The following is an 18,772-nucleotide window of genomic DNA, read 5'->3' as shown; positions in this document are numbered from 1 at the left end:
GCCCTAAAGCGGCTGCAGCATCAGGTTGTCGCCGTCCTCGAACACCTGCACCGCATGCCCCCGCAGGGCCGGGTCCAGTTCCTCGAACAGGCGATAGTGCCCGGCGATGGAGACCAGCTCCGCCTCCAGGCACTGGCAGAAGATCCGCGCCGTGCGATCCCCGTGGGCGCCGGCGAGCGCACGCCCCCGCAGGGGTCCGTAGACATGGATGTTGCCGTCGGCCAGCACCTCGGCACCGGGGCTCACCGCCGCCAGCACGACAAGATCACCCCCGTCGGCGTAGATCTGCTGCCCGGAGCGCACCGGCTGGGTGACGACCCGGGTCTTGCCACCCGCCGCCGCGGCCTTCGCCGGCACCGGGCGGGTCTCGCTCCGACGCTCGGCCGCCAGCAGGCCCAGGCCCGCCTCCACCGCCGCCGCCTGCAGGGCCGGACTGCCGCCACGGACCCCCACCGGCACCAGCCCGTGGCCGCGCATGACGGCGGCGAGGCCCGCCAGGTCGAGGCCGTCGACCTGGCCGAGCGCCTGCAGGTCGACAACGATCGGGGCGCTGCGGAACATCCCGGGCGCCTTGGCGACCTTCTCGGCCAGGTGCTGGGCGATGGCATCCAGGCCGGTGGAGTGCAGGCGCAGCTCCAGCAGCGTCAGCATGCTGCCCTTGATCTCGAATGGGGTTGCCGTCAGGACGTCGGACTGGGGTCGATCCATGGCCGGATGCGCGGATTCCTTCCCGGAGTGATGATGAGCGCAGACTTTACCGCATCACGGCGCCGGCTCACAGGGGTGCCGGTCACGGAATTCCGCGCCCTGCCGGAGCGGCAGAACAGGGGGGCGGCACCCCACGCGCCGGCAGAACACGCCAACCCACTGAAACCACGGCCGCATCCTTGGCGAGCCCGCCTTTCACTCCCCGCCGCCGCGCTTGCCGAAGAAGGCCTCCAGCCGCGCAGAAGGACTTGCCGGCCCCGGTGAGAATTGCCACGTCCACCGCCGCGTCGGCGGCGAACTCCTCCCACACGGCCCAGAGGGCGTCGTTGAGCCCGTCGTCCAGCGCGTTCAGCGCCTCCGGCCGGTTCAGGGTCACCCAGGCGATGGGATCGCGTTTCTCGAGAATCACCGGCTCCATGGTCCCTCCTCCATGCCTCGCGGTGCCACGATCCCCGTCCGCGGGGACGCACCCGGATGGCTTCAGTCGAGAATCGCCTCCAGCGCCGCCGCCAGGGCATCGCACTGGGCATCGGTACCGATGGTGATGCGCAGGTACTGCTCGATGCGCGGCTGGCGGAAGTGGCGCACGATGATCTTCCGCTCCCGCAGCGCCGCGGCCAGCTCCGCCGCGTCGCGGCCCGGGTGGCGGGCGAAGAGGAAATTGGCCGCCGAGGGCAGCACCTCGAAGCCCAGCTCCGTCAGCCGGCCGGCCAGGCGTTCCCGGCTCAGGATGACCGCATTGCGGGTCCGGTCGAAATGCTCGCGGTCGGCCATGGCCGCCGCCGCCCCCACCTGGGCCGGCCGGTCCAGGGGATAGGAGTTGAAGCTGTTCTTGATCCGCTCCAGCGCCTCGATGAGCCCCGCGTCGCCCACGGCGAAGCCCACCCGCAGCCCCGCCAGTGAACGCGACTTGGAGAAGGTCTGGACCACCAGCAGGTTGGGGAAGCGCCCCACCAGGGCGATGGCCGACTCACCGCCGAAATCCACGTAGGCCTCGTCCACCACCACCACCGAGGCGGTATTTGCCTCCAGCAGCCGCTCGACGGCCTCCAGCGGCAACAGCCGCCCGGTGGGCGCGTTGGGATTGGGGAAGATGATGCCGCCGTTGGGCACCAGGTAGTCCTCCACCCGCAGGGTGAAGTCCGCAGCCAGCGGCAGCGTCCGGTAGTCGATGCCGTAGAGCCCGCAGTAGACCGGGTAGAAGCTGTAGGTGATATCCGGGAACAGCACCGGGAGCTCATGGTGCAGCAGCCCCTGGAACACGAACGCCAGCACTTCGTCGGAGCCGTTGCCCACGAAGACGTTTTCCGCCGCCACGCCGTTGAAGCCGGCGATGGCCTGCCTGAGGTCATCGGCGCCGGGGTCGGGATAGAGACGCAGGGCCTCGCCCGCGGCCGCGCGGATGGCCTCCAGCGCCCGCGGCGAGGGCGGGTAGGGATTCTCGTTGGTGTTCAGCTTGACCAGGTTCTCGACCTTCGGCTGCTCGCCGGGGACATAGGGGGTCAGGGAACGGACGACGGGGCTCCAGAAACGGTTCATGACTCGGCTCGGCAGGTGATGAAAAACCATAATTTAACCACGAAGGCACGAAGGACACGAAGAATGGCAAAGGAAGAAATAGACAGGATTGACAGGATTGACAGGATGGAGTGGTCGTTTCAGTGAGGGCATGGATTCCCGATCGTGTTCCCAAGCCCCTGCATGAACGGTGTTCAATGGCTACCGACGGACCGGCAATCTTGATCGGCCACATTCATGCCGAAGATTCCGTACTGAAATCCGGTTAATCCTGTGAATCCTGTCCATTCAGTCTTTTCTGTGTTCGTGTCCTTCGTGCCTTCGTGGTGGATTTTCAACGTCCCGTCATGACCCCAGCAGGCCGAACCACAGCGGCAGGGTGGCCAGGCTCAGCAGGGTGCTGAGGGTCATGGCGGTGGCGAACAGGCCGGCGTTGAGCCGGTAGCGGTCGCAGAAGACCACCCCCAGCGCCATGGTGGGCATGGCCGCCTCGAGCACGGTGCCGGTGAGCAGATCCCCGCGCAGGCCGAGGGCGTGGGCGATGCTCCAGACCAGCAGCGGCATCAGCAGCAGCTGGATGAGCAGGACCGGGAGCACCAGCGAAAAGCGACGCCACTCGCTGAAGCCGGCCCGCAGGGCCATGCCCACGGCCAGCAGCATGATGGGAACCATGGCCGTGCCGAGCAGGCGCAGGAACCCGTCCACGGCCCCGGGCAGGGGAACGCCGGAGACGTTGAGCGCGATGGCGGCCAGCGCCGCCCACAGGGGCGGCACCCGCGCCAGGCGCCGGAGCACGCCCCCTCCCGTCGACTCAGGGCCGAAGTGGGTGGCAACCAGTACGCCGACGGTGAACAGCAGCGGCGTGCACGCGAACACATCATACTGGATGGCGATGCCGCGGCCGGTCTCGCCCAGCACCCGCTCCAGCACGGGCAGGCCCAGGTAGGTGGCGTTGGGAAATCCCGCCGCCAGCACCAGCGCGCCGGTGGTGGGCCGGTCCACCCGCAGGACCCGGTAGACCAGCACGCTCAGCCCCAGCCCGAACAGCACCCCGGTCACCGCACTGGCGGAGATGCGCGCCGAGTCCAGTCCCAGCGGTGCGCGCCACAGCACGTCCAGCACCAGCGCCGGCAGGAACAGGTGGTAGATGATGTCGGTGACGGGCCGCCTGCCACCGTCGCCATCGGGCCCCGGCCGCCACCAGACCCAGAACAGGCCGAGACCGATGAGAGCGGAGAGGGGCAGCAGGGTGGCGATCATGGGCGGGGGGCAGAGGTTGCAGGCAAGGGATAAGGGAGAAAGGATAACGGATAATGGATGAAGATCAGTTAACGACCTTTATCCATCGGAATGACTGGAGAGGTCTGGCCACACGCCTTTAACCCTTATCCTTTCTCCCTTATCCATCATCCCTGGTCCATTCTTCACCCGCGGCCACCCGCTATGCTTATTCCCAGGGGAACTGTGTGGGGAGGAGCCACCGGGGCGCCATGGCCTACGAAGATCGCCTGGAACCGCTCAGCTTCGCGGTCCGACCGCGCGTGGTGCTGAAATACACCGGTCAGCTGGGACTGGCCCTGGCCGCGCTGACTCTCGTCCCGCTGGGGGTGGCGGCGGGCTACGAAGACTGGCCCATGGCCTGGCGGCTGGCGCTGGTGGTGACGCTGCTGACTGTTGCCGGAGTGCCGCTGGGGCGGCTGCGCAGCCCCCGCACCATCCAGACCAACGAGGCGCTGGTGGTGACGGCACTGGTGTTTCTCGTCGCCCCGCTGGCCATGAGCTGGCCCATGGCGGCGACCGGCATCCCTTACCTGGACGCGCTGTTCGAGGCGGTTTCCGGGGTGACCACCACCGGGCTCACCACGCTGGCCTCGGTGGCCGAGCGCCCGCCGGCGTTCCTGTTCACCCGCGCCTGGATGCAGTGGTACGGCGGACTGGGCTTCGTCGTCCTGTCACTGGCGCTGTTGATTGGTCCGGGGGTGGCGGCCCGGCGGCTGGCGAACATCTCCGGCGAGGGCGAGGATCTCATCGGCAACACCCGCGGCCACGCCCGGCGGGTGCTGACCGTCTACCTGGCCTTCACCGTAGCGGGCATCGCCCTGCTCTGGGCGCTGGGGCTTGCGCCCTTCGCCGCGGTGGTGCATACCCTCGCGGCCGTCTCCACCGGCGGCTACTCCAGCTTCGACGGCAGCCTCGCCGGTCTGGGAGTGTCCACGCAGTGGGCGGTCACCCTGCTGTCCCTGGCCGGCGCCGTGGCCCTCTCCACCTGGTACCGGGCCGCGCGCGGGGGACCGGCGGCACTGGCGGACGATCTCCAGCTCCGCGCCCTGCTGCTCGCCGCGCTGGCCGTGACCGTGGTGCTGGCACTGTTCATGCTGCGCTCGGGCCAGTCCTGGAGCGAGGTGGTGCGGCACGCCCCGCTGCTCGCCCTCTCGGCCCAGACCACCACCGGCTTCGCGAGCCTGGACGTGGGCGCGCTCGATCCGGCCGCCAGGCTTACCCTCGCCGGCTCGATGCTGGTGGGCGGCGGCGTGGGTTCCACCGCCGGCGGGTTCAAGATCCTGCGGTTGCTGATCCTGCTGCGGCTGCTGCAGATCCTGCTCAACCGCACCCGGCTGGTGGAGCACGCGGTGGTGGAATACCGGCTGGGAGAGACCCGGATCGAGCCCGAGGAGGGGCTGCGGGCGCTGCTCGTCGTGGTGCTCTACATCGGGGTGGTCGCACTCTCCTGGCTGCCCTTCGCGGCGGCGGGCTACGACCCCCTGAACGCCCTGTTCGAGGTGGTTTCCGCCACCGCCACGGTGGGACTCTCCACCGGTATCACCGCCCTGGAACTGGATCCCTGGCTCAAGGGTGTCCTGTGCCTGGACATGCTGCTGGGCCGGCTGGAGGTCCTGGCGCTGCTGGTGGTGCTCTACCCGCGGACCTGGTTCGGGCGCCGCAACGACTGAGCAACGCGCCGACTACACTTTCAGACAGCAACGGACAGGGGAGGATCCCATGCGGGTGGTATTCATCGGCGCCAGCTCGCTGGCGGTCAAGACGGCGCAGCTGCTCATCCGGCGTGGCCACGAGGTGGTGATCGTGGAGCGCGACAAGGAGGTCATCGACGATCTCTCCGGCCAGCTCGACTGCGCCTTCGTGCACGGCGACGGCAGCAAGCCGGCCATCCTGCGGGAAGTGGGCCCCTCCCAGACCGACATCCTCTACTGCCTCACCGGCCGCGACCAGTCCAACATCATCGCCAGCCTGGTGGGACGCTCGCTGGGTTTCGAGCGGGTGGTGACCAAGATCGAGGACGAGGCGTACGAGCACATCTGCATCGAGCTGGGTCTGGAGGACACCATCATCCCGGCGCGCACCATCGGCCGCTACCTGGCCGACATGGCCGAGGGCCAGGACATCCTCGAACTCTCGGCGATGATCAGGTACGACGCCCGGGTGGTATCGGTCGTCGTGCACGAGAAGGATGCCGTAACCGTCGCCGAGCTGGATCTGCCCGCCACTGCCCGCGCCGTCTGCCTCTACCGGGAGGAGAAGCTGATCCTGCCCGACGGCGGCACGAAGCTGGCAAAGGATGACGAACTGATCCTCCTCACCCGCCGGACGGAGGTGAACAACCTGGTGGAGCGCTTCCGCATCCCGCCGCCGGAGAACGACGAGGGAGGCTCTTCGCCGGCCGGCGCCTGATGGATCCCACCGCGCCTGCGACCGGACGCAGGCGACCGGCGGAATCGTCCTTATTCCTTGTCCCCTGGTTCAATGAACGCCCCGGTGCGCAACCGCCCGGGATCCGGCCCGCCCGCCCCTCTGTCCCGCGGAATTTATCGCTATACTGGCGCGAACGCCGTTTCCCGGAGCCGCCATGGAAGCCATCGACACCCTCATCCACGCCCGCTGGGTCATCCCGGTGGAACCCGCGGGCACCGTGCTGGAGGATTTCTCCCTCGCCGTGCGTGACGGTCGCATCGTCGACCTGCTGCCCGCCGCGGCCGCCCGCGCCCGCTACCAGGCGGCGACGGTGGTGGAATTGCCCGAACACGCCCTCATCCCCGGGCTGGTGAATGCACATACCCACGCGGCCATGAGCCTGTTCCGGGGCCTGGCCGACGATCTGCCCCTGATGGAGTGGCTCGGCAAGCACATCTGGCCGGCGGAGTCGCGCTGGGTCCGCGCGGAGTTCGTCCGCGACGGGACCCTGCTGGCGGTGGCGGAGATGCTGCGCGGCGGCACCACCTGCTTCAACGACATGTACTTCTTTCCCGACGAGGCCGCCTTCGCCGCTACCCAGGCCCACATCCGGGCCGTGGTCGGGCTCATTCTCATCGACTTTCCCACCGCCTGGGCCGGGAACGCGGAGGACTACCTGCACAAGGGACTGGAGGTGCACGACCAGCTGCGCCACAACCCCCTGCTGCACACCGCCTTCGCCCCCCACGCGCCCTACACTGTCTCCGACGCGCCGCTGGAACGGGTCAGCGTGCTGGCCGAGGAGCTGGACATCCCCGTGCACATGCACGTGCACGAAACCGCCCACGAGGTGCAGCAGTCGCTGGCGGAGCGGGGCGAGCGGCCGCTGGCGCGCCTGCACCGGCTGGGCCTGGTCTCGCCGCGACTGCTGGCGGTGCACATGACCCAGGTGGAGGAGGAGGACCTGCGGCTGCTGGCCGAGGCCGGCGCCAGCGTGGCCCACTGCCCGGAGTCGAACCTCAAGCTCGCCAGCGGCTTCTGTCCCGTGCAGCGGCTGGCGGACGCGGGCATCAACGTGGCCCTGGGAACCGACGGGGCGGCCTCCAACAACGACCTGGACCTGCTCGGGGAGATGCGCACCGCGGCGCTGCTGGCCAAGGGCGTGGCGGGCGACGCCACCGCCGTGTCCGCCGCCGATGCCCTGCGCATGGCCACCCTCAACGGCGCCCGCGCCCTGGGGCTGGAGGAGGAGATCGGCTCCCTGGTGCCGGGCAAGGCCGCCGACGCGGTGGCGGTGCGGCTCTCGGACCTGGAGACCGAGCCGGTCTACCATCCGCTGTCCCAGCTGGTCTACGCCAATGTCCGTGATCGGGTCAGCGACGTCTGGGTGGCCGGCCGCCACGTGCTCAAGGAGGGCGTGCTCACCACCCTGGATGCGCCGGCGCTGGTGGCCAGGGCGCGGGAGTGGGGCCGCCGCATCGGCGCGGCCAACAGCGGGCGGTGACGTGACCGGTTTTCAGTTTTCAGTTTTCAGTTTTCAGTTTTCAGTTTTCAGTTTTCAGTTTTCAGTTTTCAGTCAGAGCATATCGACGCATTCACGCATTCACGCATTCACGCATTCACGCATTCACGCATTCACGCATTCACGCATTCACGCATTCACGATTCATCATCACCCACATCGCAGCGCTGGAGATCGGGCGCGGCGCCGGCACTGAAGCCCTGGTAGAGCCGCCACAGGCGCCGGTCCACTGCGCCCGCCTTCACGCTGCCATCCCGGGCCAGGAAGCGGGTGGCGCCACCGGGACCGGCATTGTAGGCGGCGTAGGCGGCCCGCGGCAGGTGGGCCGCATCACCGCTGCGCTGCGCCACCTTCAGGCCCGGGTCCTGCAGGTAGCGCAGCAGGATCTGGGCCCCGGCGCGGGCGTTGTAGGCCACCTCCCACCGCAGCCGCTCCACGTCGTAGAGGCCACGCCAGACCCGGGTATTGACCTGCATCAGCCCGACACTGCCCACCGGTGAGGCGATGAAGGTCACCTTGCCGTCCTCGCGCACGTACTGGCGCCAGCAGCTCTCGATGAGCGCGGTGGCCGGCAGCAGCGCCCGATAGACCACCGCCGCCGCGGGTTCCAGCCCGGAGCCCTGCAGCTCCCGCTCCCCCACCAGCCGCAGCAGGCCGGCCATCTCCGCCCGGTAGACCGGCAACTCGTCGGTCCCGGGCACGCGCCGTTCCAGGTGGCGGCCGAGCAGGGTCACCGGATCGGGTGCGGACGCCGCGGCCCGCGCCGGCCGCACCAGCCAGTCCATCAACCCGCCGCTCCGGTCCGGCTCCTGCTCCGGCAGGGGCGGCGGGAGCGGTGGTTCGTCGGGAAAACCGAACAGCCGGCGCAGTTCGAAGTCCACGTCGTAGCCATACTCCAGCGGATCGCCCGGGTAGCCCGGCCGCAACCCCAGCGCGAGCCGGCGCAGCCCCTCGGCCGAGATCCACACCCCCAGCTCCGGGGCCGCGGCATCCAGGGCCAGGAGCACGTCGCCGGCGTTGAGGAAACTCACGTAGCGCAGCAGTGCGCCGCCACCCAGCCCGCGCCGCTCCGCCTCCAGCAGGATCCCGCGCAACCGTTCCCAGTCATCCCGCAGCAGCGCCCGCACCGGGTCACCCTCCGTCTCCGGCGCACTGCCGTCGAGAATCGCCAGCAGCCGGTAGCGGCTCTGCAGCAGCAGGCTGAACAGCGCGGCCCGCAGCTCGGGGTCCTCCAGGTCGAGGCCCGCCTGCTTCACCACGAATACCAGGAAGGCGTCGATGCGTTCCCCGGCCTGCCGGCGGGCGGCCAGGGCGGCGGCATCCTCCACCTCCGTCGCCACCGGCGGCGGCGGCGCAGGCAGGTCCGCCGGCAGCTCCAGCAGCAGCGGCACCGCCACGCCGCGCTCCCCGGCCACCGGCTCGCCGAGGCGCAGGCTCGCCAGGACCGCCTCCAGGGCGGGAGCCGCGGAGCGCACCAGGGCACGGATCTCGGCCCGCGGAGCGTCGAGATCGAAGCTGAACGACTCCAGCCGCGGCACGAGCAGGTGCCGCACCAGCTCCCAGATGGCGCTCAACACCGGGGCCCGCGTCCCGTCGGCGTTGCTCAGCTCCGTCGCGCCGAGGCGGAAGCGCAGCTGCCAGGCCTCGTCCACGTAGGGCTCCAGCACCACGTCCGCCATGCCGATCCAGGCCAGCGGCTGAACGCACTTGCCGAGCACCTCCGCGCCGAGAACCGCCTCCACCGTGGCGACGAAGTGCAGCTCGCCGCCGCGGGCCTCCAGCTGGGGCGCGCCGGTCTGCAGGTGCCTGCAGCCGGCTTCGTCCGCGCCGCCCGACCAGGCGCCGAATGCGCTCTCGAGCAGGGCATAGGGGATGGTGAGAGGCACGCGCAGGGTCGCCGCCTCGGCAGTGGCGGACAGCAGCAGAAGCAACAGCCACAGGAATCGCACCGGGAGACGGCGCGGATCGGAAACGCTCATGGCGCGCACCGCGGATGGGGGAAGGGGGCCCGTAGCGCTCCATGGCGGGGTACAGGCGTGCCGATCATAACATCGGGGACAGAGCCCGCACAGAGCCCGCCGTGGAGGGTCTGGGCGGTTATCTGGTAATCTTCCGACATCCGCGAAACAGGAACTTCAGACCACGATGCCCGTCACCGACAGCACTCCCCAGGGCGAGAACGTCGACTACGCCGAGATCGCCAAGTTCGAGGAACTGGCCCACCGCTGGTGGGATCCCGACAGCGAGTTCAAGCCGCTCCACGACATCAACCCGCTGCGCCTGGCCTACGTGGACGAGGGCTGCGGCGGACTGTCCGGCAAGCGGGCGCTGGACGTGGGCTGCGGCGGCGGCATCCTGGCCGAGGCGCTCGCGGCCCGGGACGCCGAGGTCATGGGCATCGACATGGGCGAGGCGCCGCTCGGCGTGGCGAAGCTGCACCAGCTCGAGAGCGGCATCCGGGTGGAGTACCGGCGCGTCACCGTCGAGGCGCTGGCCGAAGAGATGCCGGCCGCCTTCGACGTGGTCACCTGCATGGAGATGCTCGAGCACGTGCCCGATCCCGCCTCGGTCATCGCCGCCTGCGCCCGGCTGGTGCGACCCGGCGGCCACATCTTCCTCTCCACCCTGAACCGCAATCCCAAGTCCTACCTGCTCGCCATCGTCGGCGCCGAGTACCTGCTCGGCATGCTGCCCAAGGGGACCCACGACTACGCCAAGTTCATCCGCCCCTCAGAGATGGAGGCCTGGACCCGCGCCGCGGGGCTGGAGCTGGTGGACCTGACCGGCATGACCTACAACCCCCTGAGCCGCCGTTACAGCCTGTCACGGACACTCGACGTGAACTACCTGGCGCACGCCCGGCGCCCGGCGGAGACATGAGCGTCGCCGCGGCCGCCGCCGGACGCCGCCAGCCGGTGCGCGCGGTGCTGTTCGATCTCGACGGCACCCTGCTCGACACCGCGCCGGACCTCGCCTGGGCCCTGAACCGGACCCTGGAATGGGCCGGCCGCGCTCCCCTGCCCTTCGCCACCATCCGCCCCTGGGTCTCCCACGGCGCCCGCTCGCTCATCACCCACGGCTTCGGCATCGACGACGCGCACCCGGACTTTCCCCGCTACCGCGGGCACCTGCTCGACGCCTACCAGGCGCACCTGGCGGTGGAAACCCGGCTGTTTCCCGGCATGGAGGCGCTGCTGGCGGCCCTGGAGGCGGCGGACATCGCCTGGGGGGTGGTCACCAACAAGCCCGCCTACCTCACCGATCCCCTCATGGGGGCGCTGGGGCTGGATCGCCGCGCGGCCTGCGTGGTGAGCGGCGACACCACCCCCCACTCCAAGCCCCACCCGGAGCCGCTTCTGCACGCCTGCCGCCTCACCGGCCGGCCCTGCTCCGCCTCCCTCTACGTGGGTGACGCGGCCCGTGACATCGAGGCGGGGCTGGCGGCGGGAATGCGCACCCTCGTGGCCCTGTTCGGCTACCTGGGGACGGGGGACGATCCCGGCGCGTGGGGCGCCCACGGCCTGGTGGAGACCCCCGCCGGAATCCTCCACTGGATCCAGCGGGAGACGGATGCCGTCGCTCTCTGATCCCCGGATGCTGGCCCTGGCGCTGGCCGGGGCCGTCATGCTCGGCGCCCTGTTCGGGGTGCTCCTGACCCAGCTCCGCTGCCAGCGGCGCCTGGGTGCGCTGGAAACCGCGCGGGCCACCCTCGCCGGCCAGCTGGAAGCCGAGCGGGCCAACGCCGAAGCCCGCATCGAGGCTCTCGAGGATGCCCGCGAGCGGCTCGGCGAGACCTTCGAAGTGCTTGCCGCCCACGCGCTGCGCAGCAACCAGGAGGATTTCCTGCGCCTGGCCCGGGAGAGCCTGGGCCAGTTCCAGCAGCAGGCCCAGTCCGACCTCACCCAGCGCCAGAAGGCCATCGACAACATGCTGCTGCCCATCCGCACCGCGCTGGAGAAGACCGAGCAGCAGGTGCGGGAGATGGAGCAGGCGCGCCAGACCGCCCAGGGCGCGCTGACCCAGTATCTGGAGGGCATGGCCCAGACCCAGCAGGCGCTGCAGGCGGAGACCCGCAACCTGGTGCAGGCCCTGCGCCGGCCCGAGGTGCGCGGACGCTGGGGCGAGCTCACCCTGCGCCGGCTGGTGGAGCTGGCGGGCATGGTGGAGCACTGTGATTTCACCGAGCAGGCCCACCGCGCCACCGAGGACGGCGCCCTGCGTCCAGACATGGTGATCCGGCTGCCCGACGAGCGCGAGATCGTGGTGGACGTGAAGACCCCGCTGGACGCCTACCTGAGCGCGGTGGAGGCGACCGACGACGGCATCCGCCGGGAGGCGCTGGCGCGCCATGCCCGCAATGTGCGCCAACGGGTGCGCGAACTCTCCTCCAAGCAGTACTGGGCCCAGTTCCGGGACAGCCTGGACTTCGTCATCCTGTTCATCCCCGGTGACCAGTTTCTCACCGCCGCGCTGGACGACGACCACGCCCTGCTGGAGGACGCCCTGCGCGCCCGGGTGATCCTCGCCACCCCCACCAGCCTCGTGGCTCTGCTGCGGGCGGTGGCCTTCAGCTGGCGGCAGATGGCCATCATCCGCCACGCCGACGCCATCCGCGACCTCGGCGAGGAGTTCTACAAGCGGCTCGCCACCTTCACCGAGCATCTCGCCCGCCTGGGCCGGAACCTCGGCGGCAGCGTGGAGAGCTACAACCGTGCGGTGGGCTCGCTGGAGCGGCAGGTGCTGAGCGCCGCCCGCCGGCTGGCGGAGATGGGCATCAGCACCCCCAAGGAGCTGGCCGGGCTGGAGCCCCTCGAACAGAGCCCCAGGGAACCGGCGGAGTCCTCACCGGCTCCGGCGCCGGACCCCGCGCCGTAATCGAATCCCCCACCGCCCCCCCCCGCGCGGCCCGCCCACCGGGCCCGTCCGGCCTCGGCAAGGTCCGGAATGCCCGCGATTAAGGTCCGTTTCAGTCCCGCTTCACGTTCAATTCAGGCCCCCGCGCTAGCCTGTGCTCGTCATTCGCTACAACCTCCGGGAGGAGACCACCATGCAGACGATGCACAGAATCGCCCTGGCCGGCGCCCTTGCCGCCACCCTCGCCACCCCCTATGCCGCGGCAGGCAGCCACGACCGTTACGATGACCGCGACTACCGGGCCGGCCGGACCGCGACCGCGCCGACCTTCGATCCCGCCGCGCCGGCGATGCTGGTACGGGTGCAGCGGCTGACCGGCACCGGACCCGACGGGGGCCGCCACGTGCTGTTCGAAAGGCCCGAAGGGGTCCTGCTTCCCCTCGACCAGGTGGGCCGCCTGGGCGCCATGGTCGATGCCCGGAAGATCCGGGCCGACGGCGCCTACTACAACCTGCAGGCCGAGCTGGCGCCGGAGTTCATGATCTACAGCCACGGCGGCGGCGCGGTGAACAGCCGCTTCAACGCCGACGGCAGGGCCACGCCCTTCGACGTCACCGGCGCCGTGGTGGTGAGCCGGGGCAGCAGCCGGGCCGTGGGCCTCGGTCCCTACTACGCCGCGCCGGGCTTCCGCCAGGCAGCCCTGGACGACCGCGGCCTGCCCGGCAACGTGCGCCAGCAGCGCTTCACCGACCGTGGACGTGATCATGACGACGACCGTCATGAAGGTCGCGGTCACGACGACGACTGAGCCCCTCCCCCGATCCCACCCCCGGGCGCCCGACGCCCGGGGCCTGCCCCGCACCCGCCGCCGGCGCGCCCCACGCGGAACCGGGCGAACTCCCCTATACTCGGCCTGACGGGAAACCGGTGGGCCGGCGGGGGGGAGTACGGATGGCAGGCATCGAACAGCAGCCCGTTCACCGGCGGGTCACACCGGCAGCCATCCCCCGCTGGCTCGTCCAGGGCTGGGGGCAGTTCCGCGCCAACTGGCCCCCGAGCCTGCTGTTCGCCGCGATCTTCGGCGCGGTCGGTCTGGCCGGCGCCTGGCTCAGCCTGTACCTCGGCATGGCGCTGGCCTTCTATCCCTTCGTGAGCGGGTTCATGCTGGTGGCCCCGGTCCTGGTGACCGGCTTCTACCGGGCCGCCGCCATCCGGCGCGACGGTGGCCGGCCGCGATTCGCCGACCTGCTCCGCGCCTTCATCGAGGCGCCCCCGGCCCTCTGGTTCATCGCCTTCGTCAGCACGCTGATCTTCCTGGTCTGGGTCACCGACGCCCTCGTGCTCTACAGCTTCCTGTTCGGCACCGACCCCCTCGGCCTGCTGGACTACTTCGGTGACGTCCTGCGCCGGCACACTCTCCTCTACCTGGGCTTCGGCACGCTGATGGGATTCGTCCTGGCGGCGGCGATCTTCGCCGTCACCGCCTTCTCGGTGCCGCTGGCCTTCCACCGGGGGACATACTTCGTGAACGCCATCGTCGCCAGCGTGCGGGCCGTGTTCGGCAACATACCGACCATGGCGCTGTGGGGCGCGGTCATCGCCGGTCTCATGTTTCTCGCCCTGACCGTGGCCTGGCCGCTGTTCCCCGTCGCCCTGCCGGTGCTCGCCTACGCCAGCGACGCCGCCTACCGGGAGGTCTTCGGGACGGATCCCCGGCCCGGCTGAGCGCGCCGGGGCATCACCCGGGCGGCTCCGCTCCGCCCGGGGGCGGATTCACGCCAGCCGCCGCCCGCGCCGGACACCGGCGATGGTATTGGCCATGAAGAGCAGGAGGGCGAGACCGTTGAGCAGCCCCGCCAGGCGGGCCGTCCCCGTCCAGCCGCCCAGGTCCGCCGCCACCCGCAACGCCAGCGAGGCATGCAGCAGGAGCAGGTGGAGATAGAAGACGGGATGGTAGTCCACGGCGAAGCGGGTCACCGCCGGCAGGATCACCGGCGCGTGTCCGAACACCATGGAGAAGACGAAGCCGAGGAACAGGGTGTGCAGGACGGCGTCGCGCAGGGAGCCGCCCGCCAGGCCCGGGGGCAGCAACCCCAGCAGGGCGGAGACCGCCAGCCAGCCGTAGGCCGAGAGCAGGGCCACGGCGATGAAGCGGGTCAGGCCGGCCTGGCGCACGGTGCGCCGGGCGATGTCGTAGCGCACCAGCCAGGCGGTCAGCGCCAGCAGCACCAGCGCCTGCAGCCGGGCGGCGGCCTCCGGGAACCACGCCCCCAGGACCAGCAGGGCCAGGAACAGGAGCAGGCCGGCCCCGAACAGCCGCTGCGCGGCGGGTGCCGGCGGCAGCAGCCGGCTCAGCTCCAGGCGTTCGCCGGCAATGGTGAGAACCAGGAACGCCGCCCACCAGGGCACCACCCCGGCCACCGCCGCGCCCGCCAGCCACAGGACGTTGCCGGTGAGCCAGCACAGGGCGCCCGCCAGCAGGGTGGCGTTGAACAGGGTCCGCTGCCGGCGCCAGACGTCCGCCGTCGTCAGCGCCAGCACCCCCGAGCCGAGCGCCAGCGCGCCGATGCCCGCCGGCGCGGGCGCTCCCGCCACCAGGAGCACCGCTCCCAGCGCCGTGGCGGTCGGCCCCAGGTAGGCCGGCCGCCTGCCCGCCGCCACCGCCCGCTCCAGCCCGATCACGGTGCCGAAGAAGCCCGACGCCATCAGCGGCCCGTGCAGCAGGAGCAGTTCGGCGCGCGGCAGGGGGAAGGCCCAGCCGAGCCGCACCAGTCCGGCCCACACCCCCAGCAGCAGACTGGCGAAACCCAGCGCCAGCAGGGGCAGGCGCAGCGGCGGCGGCAGGTCCCTGCGCCACGCGGTTTCGCGCTCCCTTGGACGGACGGAAGTGGCGCTCACGGCCGGGTCACCAGCGGCGCGCGATCTTCACCCGCCACACATCGGGACCCGCTTCCAGGTAATCCCAGTTGAAACGGCCCGCCTGCTCGGCCTGGAACTGGTAGTAGAGGGGCTTCGGATCATGATCGTTGACCAGCTCGAAGTGTTCGCCCGATTCGAGGGCCGCAAATGTATCGAAGATGAGGGGATGTCGCTCCCGCGGTATGATGGTCCGCACGTCGATGATCCGGTCGCTCGCTTTGTCGTTCATGGCAATTCTCCATCCTTTCAGTGGCAGTCAAATCCAGCCGAGCTGGCGCCGGGCCGCTTCGCTCATCCGCTCCGGACTCCAGGGCGGCTCCCATACCAGGCCCACCTCCACCGTTCCGACACCGGGCACCCCGCGGCGCAGGGCGGCCTCAACCTGGTCGCAGAGCATCACCCCCACGGGACAGGCCGGGGTGGTCATTGTCATGTCCACCTGCAGGTCGCCGGCGTCGCTGGCCCGCACTGCATAGATGAGCCCCAGGTCGAGGACGTTCACCCCCACCTCGGGATCGATGACCTCGCGCAGCGCCGCCTCGATATCGTCACGGTTGATTGGTGTCGTACCCATGGTCTTTTACATGTATGTGAGATACATGTTTTGTATATCATCCCGTCGCGGGATAATCAATATCTGACATGCATGTTAATTACCCGAAGGAGCCCCGGCCATGCGCCTGACCCTGTTCTCCGACTACACCCTGCGCGTTCTCATCTACCTCGGCATCAAGGGCGGGGAGCTGGCCACGGTGGGCGAGATCGCGGAGGCCTACGGCATCTCCCGCAACCACCTGATGAAGGTGGTCCATCACCTGGCCACGGAAGGCCTCGTGGAGACGGTGCGCGGCAAGGGCGGCGGAATGCGCCTGGCGCAGGCGGCCGACGCCGTCGTCCTGGGGAAGGTGGTGCGCCGCACGGAGGCCTCCACGGCGCTGGTGGAGTGCTTCGACCCGGCCACCTCGGAGTGCCGCATCGAGGGAGCCTGCAACCTGCAGCGGTTCCTGGGCGAAGCGCTGCAGGCGTTCTACAAGGTGCTGGATGGCTATACCCTGGCGGACCTGCTCAGGAAGCGGACGCGCCTGCGCGCGATCCTGATGCCGGATCTCACCGGGACGGCCCGTGCCGGAACCAGGCCAGCAGGCCGCGCAACTCCTCGTCGGTGAGCGGGTTTTCGAGACCGCTCTGCGTCACGCCGCGCACCCCGCCCAGCAGCCGCGCCACGAACTCCTCCGGCGGCATCTCCCTGGCATCCCGGAACAGATCCCGGGCCGGATTGGAACGATTGGTGTCCGGCACGGCGTGGCAGGCGATGCAGAGCCGTTCGTAGAGCTCGCGCCCGGTCCGCAGCCGCGCCGGGGTCGCTTCGACGGGCATGAAGCCCGGCGCATCGACCGGGTAGCGCCGCTGCAGCGCGGCCAGACCATCGGCCAGCACCTGCGGCCGGCCGCCCCGGAACGCCGCGCGCAGGGCATCGATGTCGGCGTCCAGTCCCGGGTCGGCAACGCCGGTTTCCTGCGCCGCCTCCCGGGCCAGCAGCCCCAGGTAACCCAGTGCACTGGCCACCCGGTCCCGCAGCCCGCGCCGGTGGAGGTCAGACGGCGTCGTCACGGTCAGCAGCCGCACATCGCCGGCCAGGATGGCCAGTTCCACGGCAAAGCGCCGGCCGTGCTCGCCCTGGGCAAAAACCGCGGCGCCGGCACCGCTCAAGAGGAGCAGCACCAGCGCCGCGGCGATCCGGCGTATTCCGTTCACGGCCTTCGAACGGAGCGGGCGGAGCCCATCAGTAGTTGACCTTCTGCTCCATGGGCAGGGACTCGTCGGCGCTCCACTCCACCATGGAACCGTCATAGAGCTTCGCCTGCTGGTTGCCCAGCAGCTCGTGCTCCGCGAACCAGCCCAGCGACGCCCAGTGACCGGTGTTGCAGAAGGTGATCACCTCGCCCTCGGTGGGAACCTCGGCCACCGCGTAGAGCTTCTTCAGCGTCTCGGCGTCGCGGAACGTGCCGCCGTTGTTCTCGGTCATCCAGTTCTCCGGCAGGTTCCTGGCGCCGGGGATGGTGCCGTTGCGCTTGGCCTTCGGGTGACGGTTGATGCCGATGTACTGGTCGTTGGGGCGGTTGTCCACCAGGGTCACGCCCTTCTCCATGGCCGCCTTCATCTCCTCCTTGCCCACCAGCATCTCCTGGCGCAGGTTGGCCTTGAAGGCAACGGCCTCGGGCTTGTTGTTGCCCTTTTCCAGCGGGTTCTTCTCATCCTTCGTGTAGGCCGCCAGGCCGCCGTTGAGGATGGAGACGTTGTCGTGCCCCAGCACCTTGAAGGTCCAGAACATCCGCGTGGCGCTGCCCATGTCGAGCGCATCCTTGCCCGCCGGGACGATCACCACCTGGGTATCGTTGCCGATGCCCAGGCCGCCGATGAGCTTCTCCAGCTGATCGGCGGGCGGCAGCTGGCCCGGGGTCTTGTTCTTGTCCGCCACGCGCCAGCCGTCCTTCAGGTAGTCGGTGTGCACCGCGCAGGGGATATGGCCGCGCAGGTAGTCGGTCTGGGAACCGCCGTCCAGGGCGTTGCGGATATCGAGGACACGGACGCCGTCGTTGCAGGAGTTGGCCTTGATCCACGCCACGTCCACCAGCGGCTGGGCCGCGGCCCAGGCCGTACCGCTGAGACCGATGGCGGCCACGGCCACGCCGGTGGTGATGAAACGCTGCAGTTTGCTCATAGTGCTACCTCCTCTGGCTTTCTATTATGGTTTGGGCACAGGTGCATGCGGGGGTCAGACGACCACCACCCGCTCGGCGGCCAGCAGCTCGTCGAGCGCCTGGTCCCAGTCGGCGTCGGTCAGCCCCGGACGCGTGGCATCGTAGGTGTAGACGAAGTAGGTGGTCTCGAAGTGGGACAACCCCTCCTCCACCGTCTCACGGTCCGGGAACAGCCCGGTTTTCAGCACGGCAATGTTCATTCGCTCGAAATCTCCTGTCCGAAAACTTCAATGTCAGCCACCGGGGACACAGGGCGCACAGGGGAAGTTGGAGTGGCCGCGTCCACGATCCCCCGCATGGGTGTGGACACCGCGCCTACCCGCTTCGGCCGGCCTGTGCCTCCGGATCGCAGCGCCCGGTGCGCCCTGTGTCCCCGGTGGCGCAGTGGATCAGCCTCAAGTCCGACAGGCTGCTAGATGCTCAGCACGCAGTCGGAGCGGACCATGGCCAGTGACAGGGCCCGCGGATCCAGCATGGGCAGCTCCTGTCCCGGCACGGTGGTCTCCGGCTCGATGTCGCACAGCTCCAGCGTCTCCGCCTGCTCGGCGTTCTCCGGCGTGTCCGCAACCGGGCCGCCCATGAACACCAGGCGCACGGTGTGGCCGAAGATGGTGAGACCGGCGGCCACCCGCATGGCCTCGGTGTGGTCGCGGCGCGCCAGCACCAGGATGTTCTTCTTCTCGCTCACGTAGGCTTCTCCCTTGTGTTCGCGTGCTGTTCCACCCCTGGAGACACATTCGGCGAGCGGTCGCCAGCGCGCAGCGCCTTGCCCCGGCGTGTCCGGAGAGCTCGGGACGGG

The 18,772-nt window shown here is 69.9% G+C and carries 21 protein-coding genes; 9 read left to right on the top strand and 12 right to left on the bottom strand.

The features are described from left to right. Nucleotides 1-3 precede the first annotated feature (3 nt). From minC to DFQ59_RS04170, 4 genes are all read right to left on the bottom strand, one after another. Nucleotides 4-708 (bottom strand): septum site-determining protein MinC, encoded by a 705-nt coding sequence (gene minC, locus DFQ59_RS04185; RefSeq protein ID WP_114278374.1) that lies wholly within the window; start codon nt 706-708, stop codon nt 4-6. Nucleotides 709-790: 82 nt separating this feature from the next. Then, complete coding sequence (locus DFQ59_RS04180; protein ID WP_114278373.1) at nt 791-1,126, bottom strand: enoyl-CoA hydratase/isomerase family protein; 336 nt, start codon at nt 1,124-1,126, stop codon at nt 791-793. A gap of 62 nt (nt 1,127-1,188) precedes the next feature. Continuing rightward, entirely contained in the window at nt 1,189-2,247 is a 1,059-nt protein-coding gene (gene hisC, locus DFQ59_RS04175; protein WP_114278372.1) for a histidinol-phosphate transaminase, read from the bottom strand. Nucleotides 2,248-2,571: 324 nt separating this feature from the next. Beyond that, a complete protein-coding gene (locus tag DFQ59_RS04170; protein WP_114278371.1) occupies nt 2,572-3,486 on the bottom strand; it encodes an AEC family transporter in 915 nt (304 codons plus the stop codon). 230 nt (nt 3,487-3,716) lie between these two features. On the opposite strand from DFQ59_RS04170, the gene DFQ59_RS04165 reads away from it, so the two are divergent. The 3 genes from DFQ59_RS04165 (at nt 3,717) to DFQ59_RS04155 (ending at nt 7,420) form a co-directional block, all read left to right on the top strand. Continuing rightward, on the top strand, nt 3,717-5,177 hold the full coding sequence (locus tag DFQ59_RS04165; RefSeq protein ID WP_114278370.1) for a TrkH family potassium uptake protein: 1,461 nt from the start codon (nt 3,717-3,719) through the stop codon (nt 5,175-5,177). Nucleotides 5,178-5,226: 49 nt separating this feature from the next. Next, nucleotides 5,227-5,916, top strand: a complete 690-nt coding sequence (locus tag DFQ59_RS04160; protein WP_114278369.1) for a potassium channel family protein — start codon at nt 5,227-5,229, stop codon at nt 5,914-5,916. A 175-nt stretch (nt 5,917-6,091) separates the two neighbouring features. Continuing rightward, nucleotides 6,092-7,420, top strand: coding sequence for a TRZ/ATZ family hydrolase (locus DFQ59_RS04155; protein WP_114278368.1), 1,329 nt, complete (start codon nt 6,092-6,094; stop codon nt 7,418-7,420). A 155-nt stretch (nt 7,421-7,575) separates the two neighbouring features. Here DFQ59_RS04155 and DFQ59_RS04150 read toward each other — a convergent pair whose 3' ends face one another. After that, entirely contained in the window at nt 7,576-9,417 is a 1,842-nt protein-coding gene (locus DFQ59_RS04150) for a lytic transglycosylase domain-containing protein (RefSeq protein ID WP_147275165.1), read from the bottom strand. A 166-nt stretch (nt 9,418-9,583) separates the two neighbouring features. Here DFQ59_RS04150 and ubiG point away from each other — a divergent pair, with 166 nt between their 5' ends. The 5 genes from ubiG to DFQ59_RS04125 all read left to right on the top strand — a co-directional run bounded on the left by ubiG (nt 9,584) and on the right by DFQ59_RS04125 (nt 14,017). Continuing rightward, entirely contained in the window at nt 9,584-10,318 is a 735-nt protein-coding gene (gene ubiG, locus DFQ59_RS04145; protein ID WP_114278366.1) for a bifunctional 2-polyprenyl-6-hydroxyphenol methylase/3-demethylubiquinol 3-O-methyltransferase UbiG, read from the top strand. Beyond that, nucleotides 10,315-11,025 (top strand): HAD family hydrolase, encoded by a 711-nt coding sequence (locus DFQ59_RS04140; RefSeq protein ID WP_114278365.1) that lies wholly within the window; start codon nt 10,315-10,317, stop codon nt 11,023-11,025. The genes ubiG and DFQ59_RS04140 overlap by 4 nt, the downstream gene beginning before the upstream one ends. Next, nucleotides 11,009-12,313 carry a DNA recombination protein RmuC gene (locus tag DFQ59_RS04135; RefSeq protein WP_245937175.1) on the top strand — a complete coding sequence of 435 codons (1,305 nt, stop codon included), beginning with the start codon at nt 11,009-11,011 and terminating at the stop codon, nt 12,311-12,313. Before DFQ59_RS04140 ends, DFQ59_RS04135 begins: the two co-directional genes overlap by 17 nt. Before the next feature lie 172 nt (nt 12,314-12,485). Then, complete coding sequence (locus tag DFQ59_RS04130) at nt 12,486-13,100, top strand: hypothetical protein (RefSeq protein WP_114278363.1); 615 nt, start codon at nt 12,486-12,488, stop codon at nt 13,098-13,100. A 143-nt stretch (nt 13,101-13,243) separates the two neighbouring features. After that, nucleotides 13,244-14,017: a DUF2189 domain-containing protein gene (locus DFQ59_RS04125; protein WP_114278362.1), complete on the top strand. Its 774-nt coding sequence runs from the start codon at nt 13,244-13,246 to the stop codon at nt 14,015-14,017. 48 nt (nt 14,018-14,065) lie between these two features. Here DFQ59_RS04125 and DFQ59_RS04120 read toward each other — a convergent pair whose 3' ends face one another. The 3 genes from DFQ59_RS04120 to DFQ59_RS04110 are packed head-to-tail and all read right to left on the bottom strand — an operon-like array spanning nt 14,066 to nt 15,785. Further along, nucleotides 14,066-15,190, bottom strand: coding sequence for a hypothetical protein (locus DFQ59_RS04120; protein ID WP_211314770.1), 1,125 nt, complete (start codon nt 15,188-15,190; stop codon nt 14,066-14,068). A gap of 7 nt (nt 15,191-15,197) precedes the next feature. Beyond that, nucleotides 15,198-15,440, bottom strand: a complete 243-nt coding sequence (locus tag DFQ59_RS04115; protein ID WP_114278361.1) for a DUF2249 domain-containing protein — start codon at nt 15,438-15,440, stop codon at nt 15,198-15,200. 27 nt (nt 15,441-15,467) lie between these two features. Beyond that, complete coding sequence (locus tag DFQ59_RS04110; protein WP_114278360.1) at nt 15,468-15,785, bottom strand: metal-sulfur cluster assembly factor; 318 nt, start codon at nt 15,783-15,785, stop codon at nt 15,468-15,470. Nucleotides 15,786-15,885: 100 nt separating this feature from the next. On the opposite strand from DFQ59_RS04110, the gene DFQ59_RS04105 reads away from it, so the two are divergent. Then, on the top strand, nt 15,886-16,377 hold the full coding sequence (locus DFQ59_RS04105; RefSeq protein ID WP_114278359.1) for an Rrf2 family transcriptional regulator: 492 nt from the start codon (nt 15,886-15,888) through the stop codon (nt 16,375-16,377). On the opposite strand, the gene DFQ59_RS04100 is transcribed toward DFQ59_RS04105, so the two are convergent. The 4 genes from DFQ59_RS04100 to DFQ59_RS04085 all read right to left on the bottom strand — a co-directional run bounded on the left by DFQ59_RS04100 (nt 16,319) and on the right by DFQ59_RS04085 (nt 18,661). Further along, a complete protein-coding gene (locus DFQ59_RS04100) occupies nt 16,319-16,966 on the bottom strand; it encodes a c-type cytochrome (protein ID WP_170142026.1) in 648 nt (215 codons plus the stop codon). The genes DFQ59_RS04105 and DFQ59_RS04100 overlap by 59 nt on opposite strands. A gap of 28 nt (nt 16,967-16,994) precedes the next feature. After that, complete coding sequence (locus DFQ59_RS04095) at nt 16,995-17,933, bottom strand: sulfurtransferase (protein ID WP_114278357.1); 939 nt, start codon at nt 17,931-17,933, stop codon at nt 16,995-16,997. Nucleotides 17,934-17,987: 54 nt separating this feature from the next. After that, nucleotides 17,988-18,173: a hypothetical protein gene (locus tag DFQ59_RS04090; RefSeq protein WP_114278356.1), complete on the bottom strand. Its 186-nt coding sequence runs from the start codon at nt 18,171-18,173 to the stop codon at nt 17,988-17,990. A gap of 212 nt (nt 18,174-18,385) precedes the next feature. Further along, the gene (locus DFQ59_RS04085; RefSeq protein ID WP_114278355.1) at nt 18,386-18,661 is read right to left on the bottom strand and encodes a hypothetical protein; all 276 of its coding nucleotides are present in this window, start codon (nt 18,659-18,661) and stop codon (nt 18,386-18,388) included. Nucleotides 18,662-18,772: the final 111 nt, after the last annotated feature.

It is taken from the genome of Thioalbus denitrificans, from assembly GCF_003337735.1.
GTDB lineage: Bacteria > Pseudomonadota > Gammaproteobacteria > DSM-26407 > DSM-26407 > Thioalbus > Thioalbus denitrificans.
This window is presented reverse-complemented; position numbering and strand designations above follow the sequence as displayed.

Bases quoted from the DNA above. Each gene is read 5' to 3' on its own strand.
- minC (WP_114278374.1), bottom strand. From the start codon at position 708: ATGGATCGACCCCAGTCCGACGTCCTGACGGCAACCCCATTCGAGATC.
- DFQ59_RS04180 (WP_114278373.1), bottom strand. From the start codon at position 1,126: ATGGAGCCGGTGATTCTCGAGAAACGCGATCCCATCGCCTGGGTGACC.
- hisC (WP_114278372.1), bottom strand. From the start codon at position 2,247: ATGAACCGTTTCTGGAGCCCCGTCGTCCGTTCCCTGACCCCCTATGTC.
- DFQ59_RS04170 (WP_114278371.1), bottom strand. From the start codon at position 3,486: ATGATCGCCACCCTGCTGCCCCTCTCCGCTCTCATCGGTCTCGGCCTG.
- DFQ59_RS04165 (WP_114278370.1), top strand. From the start codon at position 3,717: ATGGCCTACGAAGATCGCCTGGAACCGCTCAGCTTCGCGGTCCGACCG.
- DFQ59_RS04160 (WP_114278369.1), top strand. From the start codon at position 5,227: ATGCGGGTGGTATTCATCGGCGCCAGCTCGCTGGCGGTCAAGACGGCG.
- DFQ59_RS04155 (WP_114278368.1), top strand. From the start codon at position 6,092: ATGGAAGCCATCGACACCCTCATCCACGCCCGCTGGGTCATCCCGGTG.
- DFQ59_RS04150 (WP_147275165.1), bottom strand. From the start codon at position 9,417: ATGAGCGTTTCCGATCCGCGCCGTCTCCCGGTGCGATTCCTGTGGCTG.
- ubiG (WP_114278366.1), top strand. From the start codon at position 9,584: ATGCCCGTCACCGACAGCACTCCCCAGGGCGAGAACGTCGACTACGCC.
- DFQ59_RS04140 (WP_114278365.1), top strand. From the start codon at position 10,315: ATGAGCGTCGCCGCGGCCGCCGCCGGACGCCGCCAGCCGGTGCGCGCG.
- DFQ59_RS04135 (WP_245937175.1), top strand. From the start codon at position 11,009: ATGCCGTCGCTCTCTGATCCCCGGATGCTGGCCCTGGCGCTGGCCGGG.
- DFQ59_RS04130 (WP_114278363.1), top strand. From the start codon at position 12,486: ATGCAGACGATGCACAGAATCGCCCTGGCCGGCGCCCTTGCCGCCACC.
- DFQ59_RS04125 (WP_114278362.1), top strand. From the start codon at position 13,244: ATGGCAGGCATCGAACAGCAGCCCGTTCACCGGCGGGTCACACCGGCA.
- DFQ59_RS04115 (WP_114278361.1), bottom strand. From the start codon at position 15,440: ATGAACGACAAAGCGAGCGACCGGATCATCGACGTGCGGACCATCATA.
- DFQ59_RS04110 (WP_114278360.1), bottom strand. From the start codon at position 15,785: ATGGGTACGACACCAATCAACCGTGACGATATCGAGGCGGCGCTGCGC.
- DFQ59_RS04105 (WP_114278359.1), top strand. From the start codon at position 15,886: ATGCGCCTGACCCTGTTCTCCGACTACACCCTGCGCGTTCTCATCTAC.
- DFQ59_RS04095 (WP_114278357.1), bottom strand. From the start codon at position 17,933: ATGAGCAAACTGCAGCGTTTCATCACCACCGGCGTGGCCGTGGCCGCC.
- DFQ59_RS04090 (WP_114278356.1), bottom strand. From the start codon at position 18,173: ATGAACATTGCCGTGCTGAAAACCGGGCTGTTCCCGGACCGTGAGACG.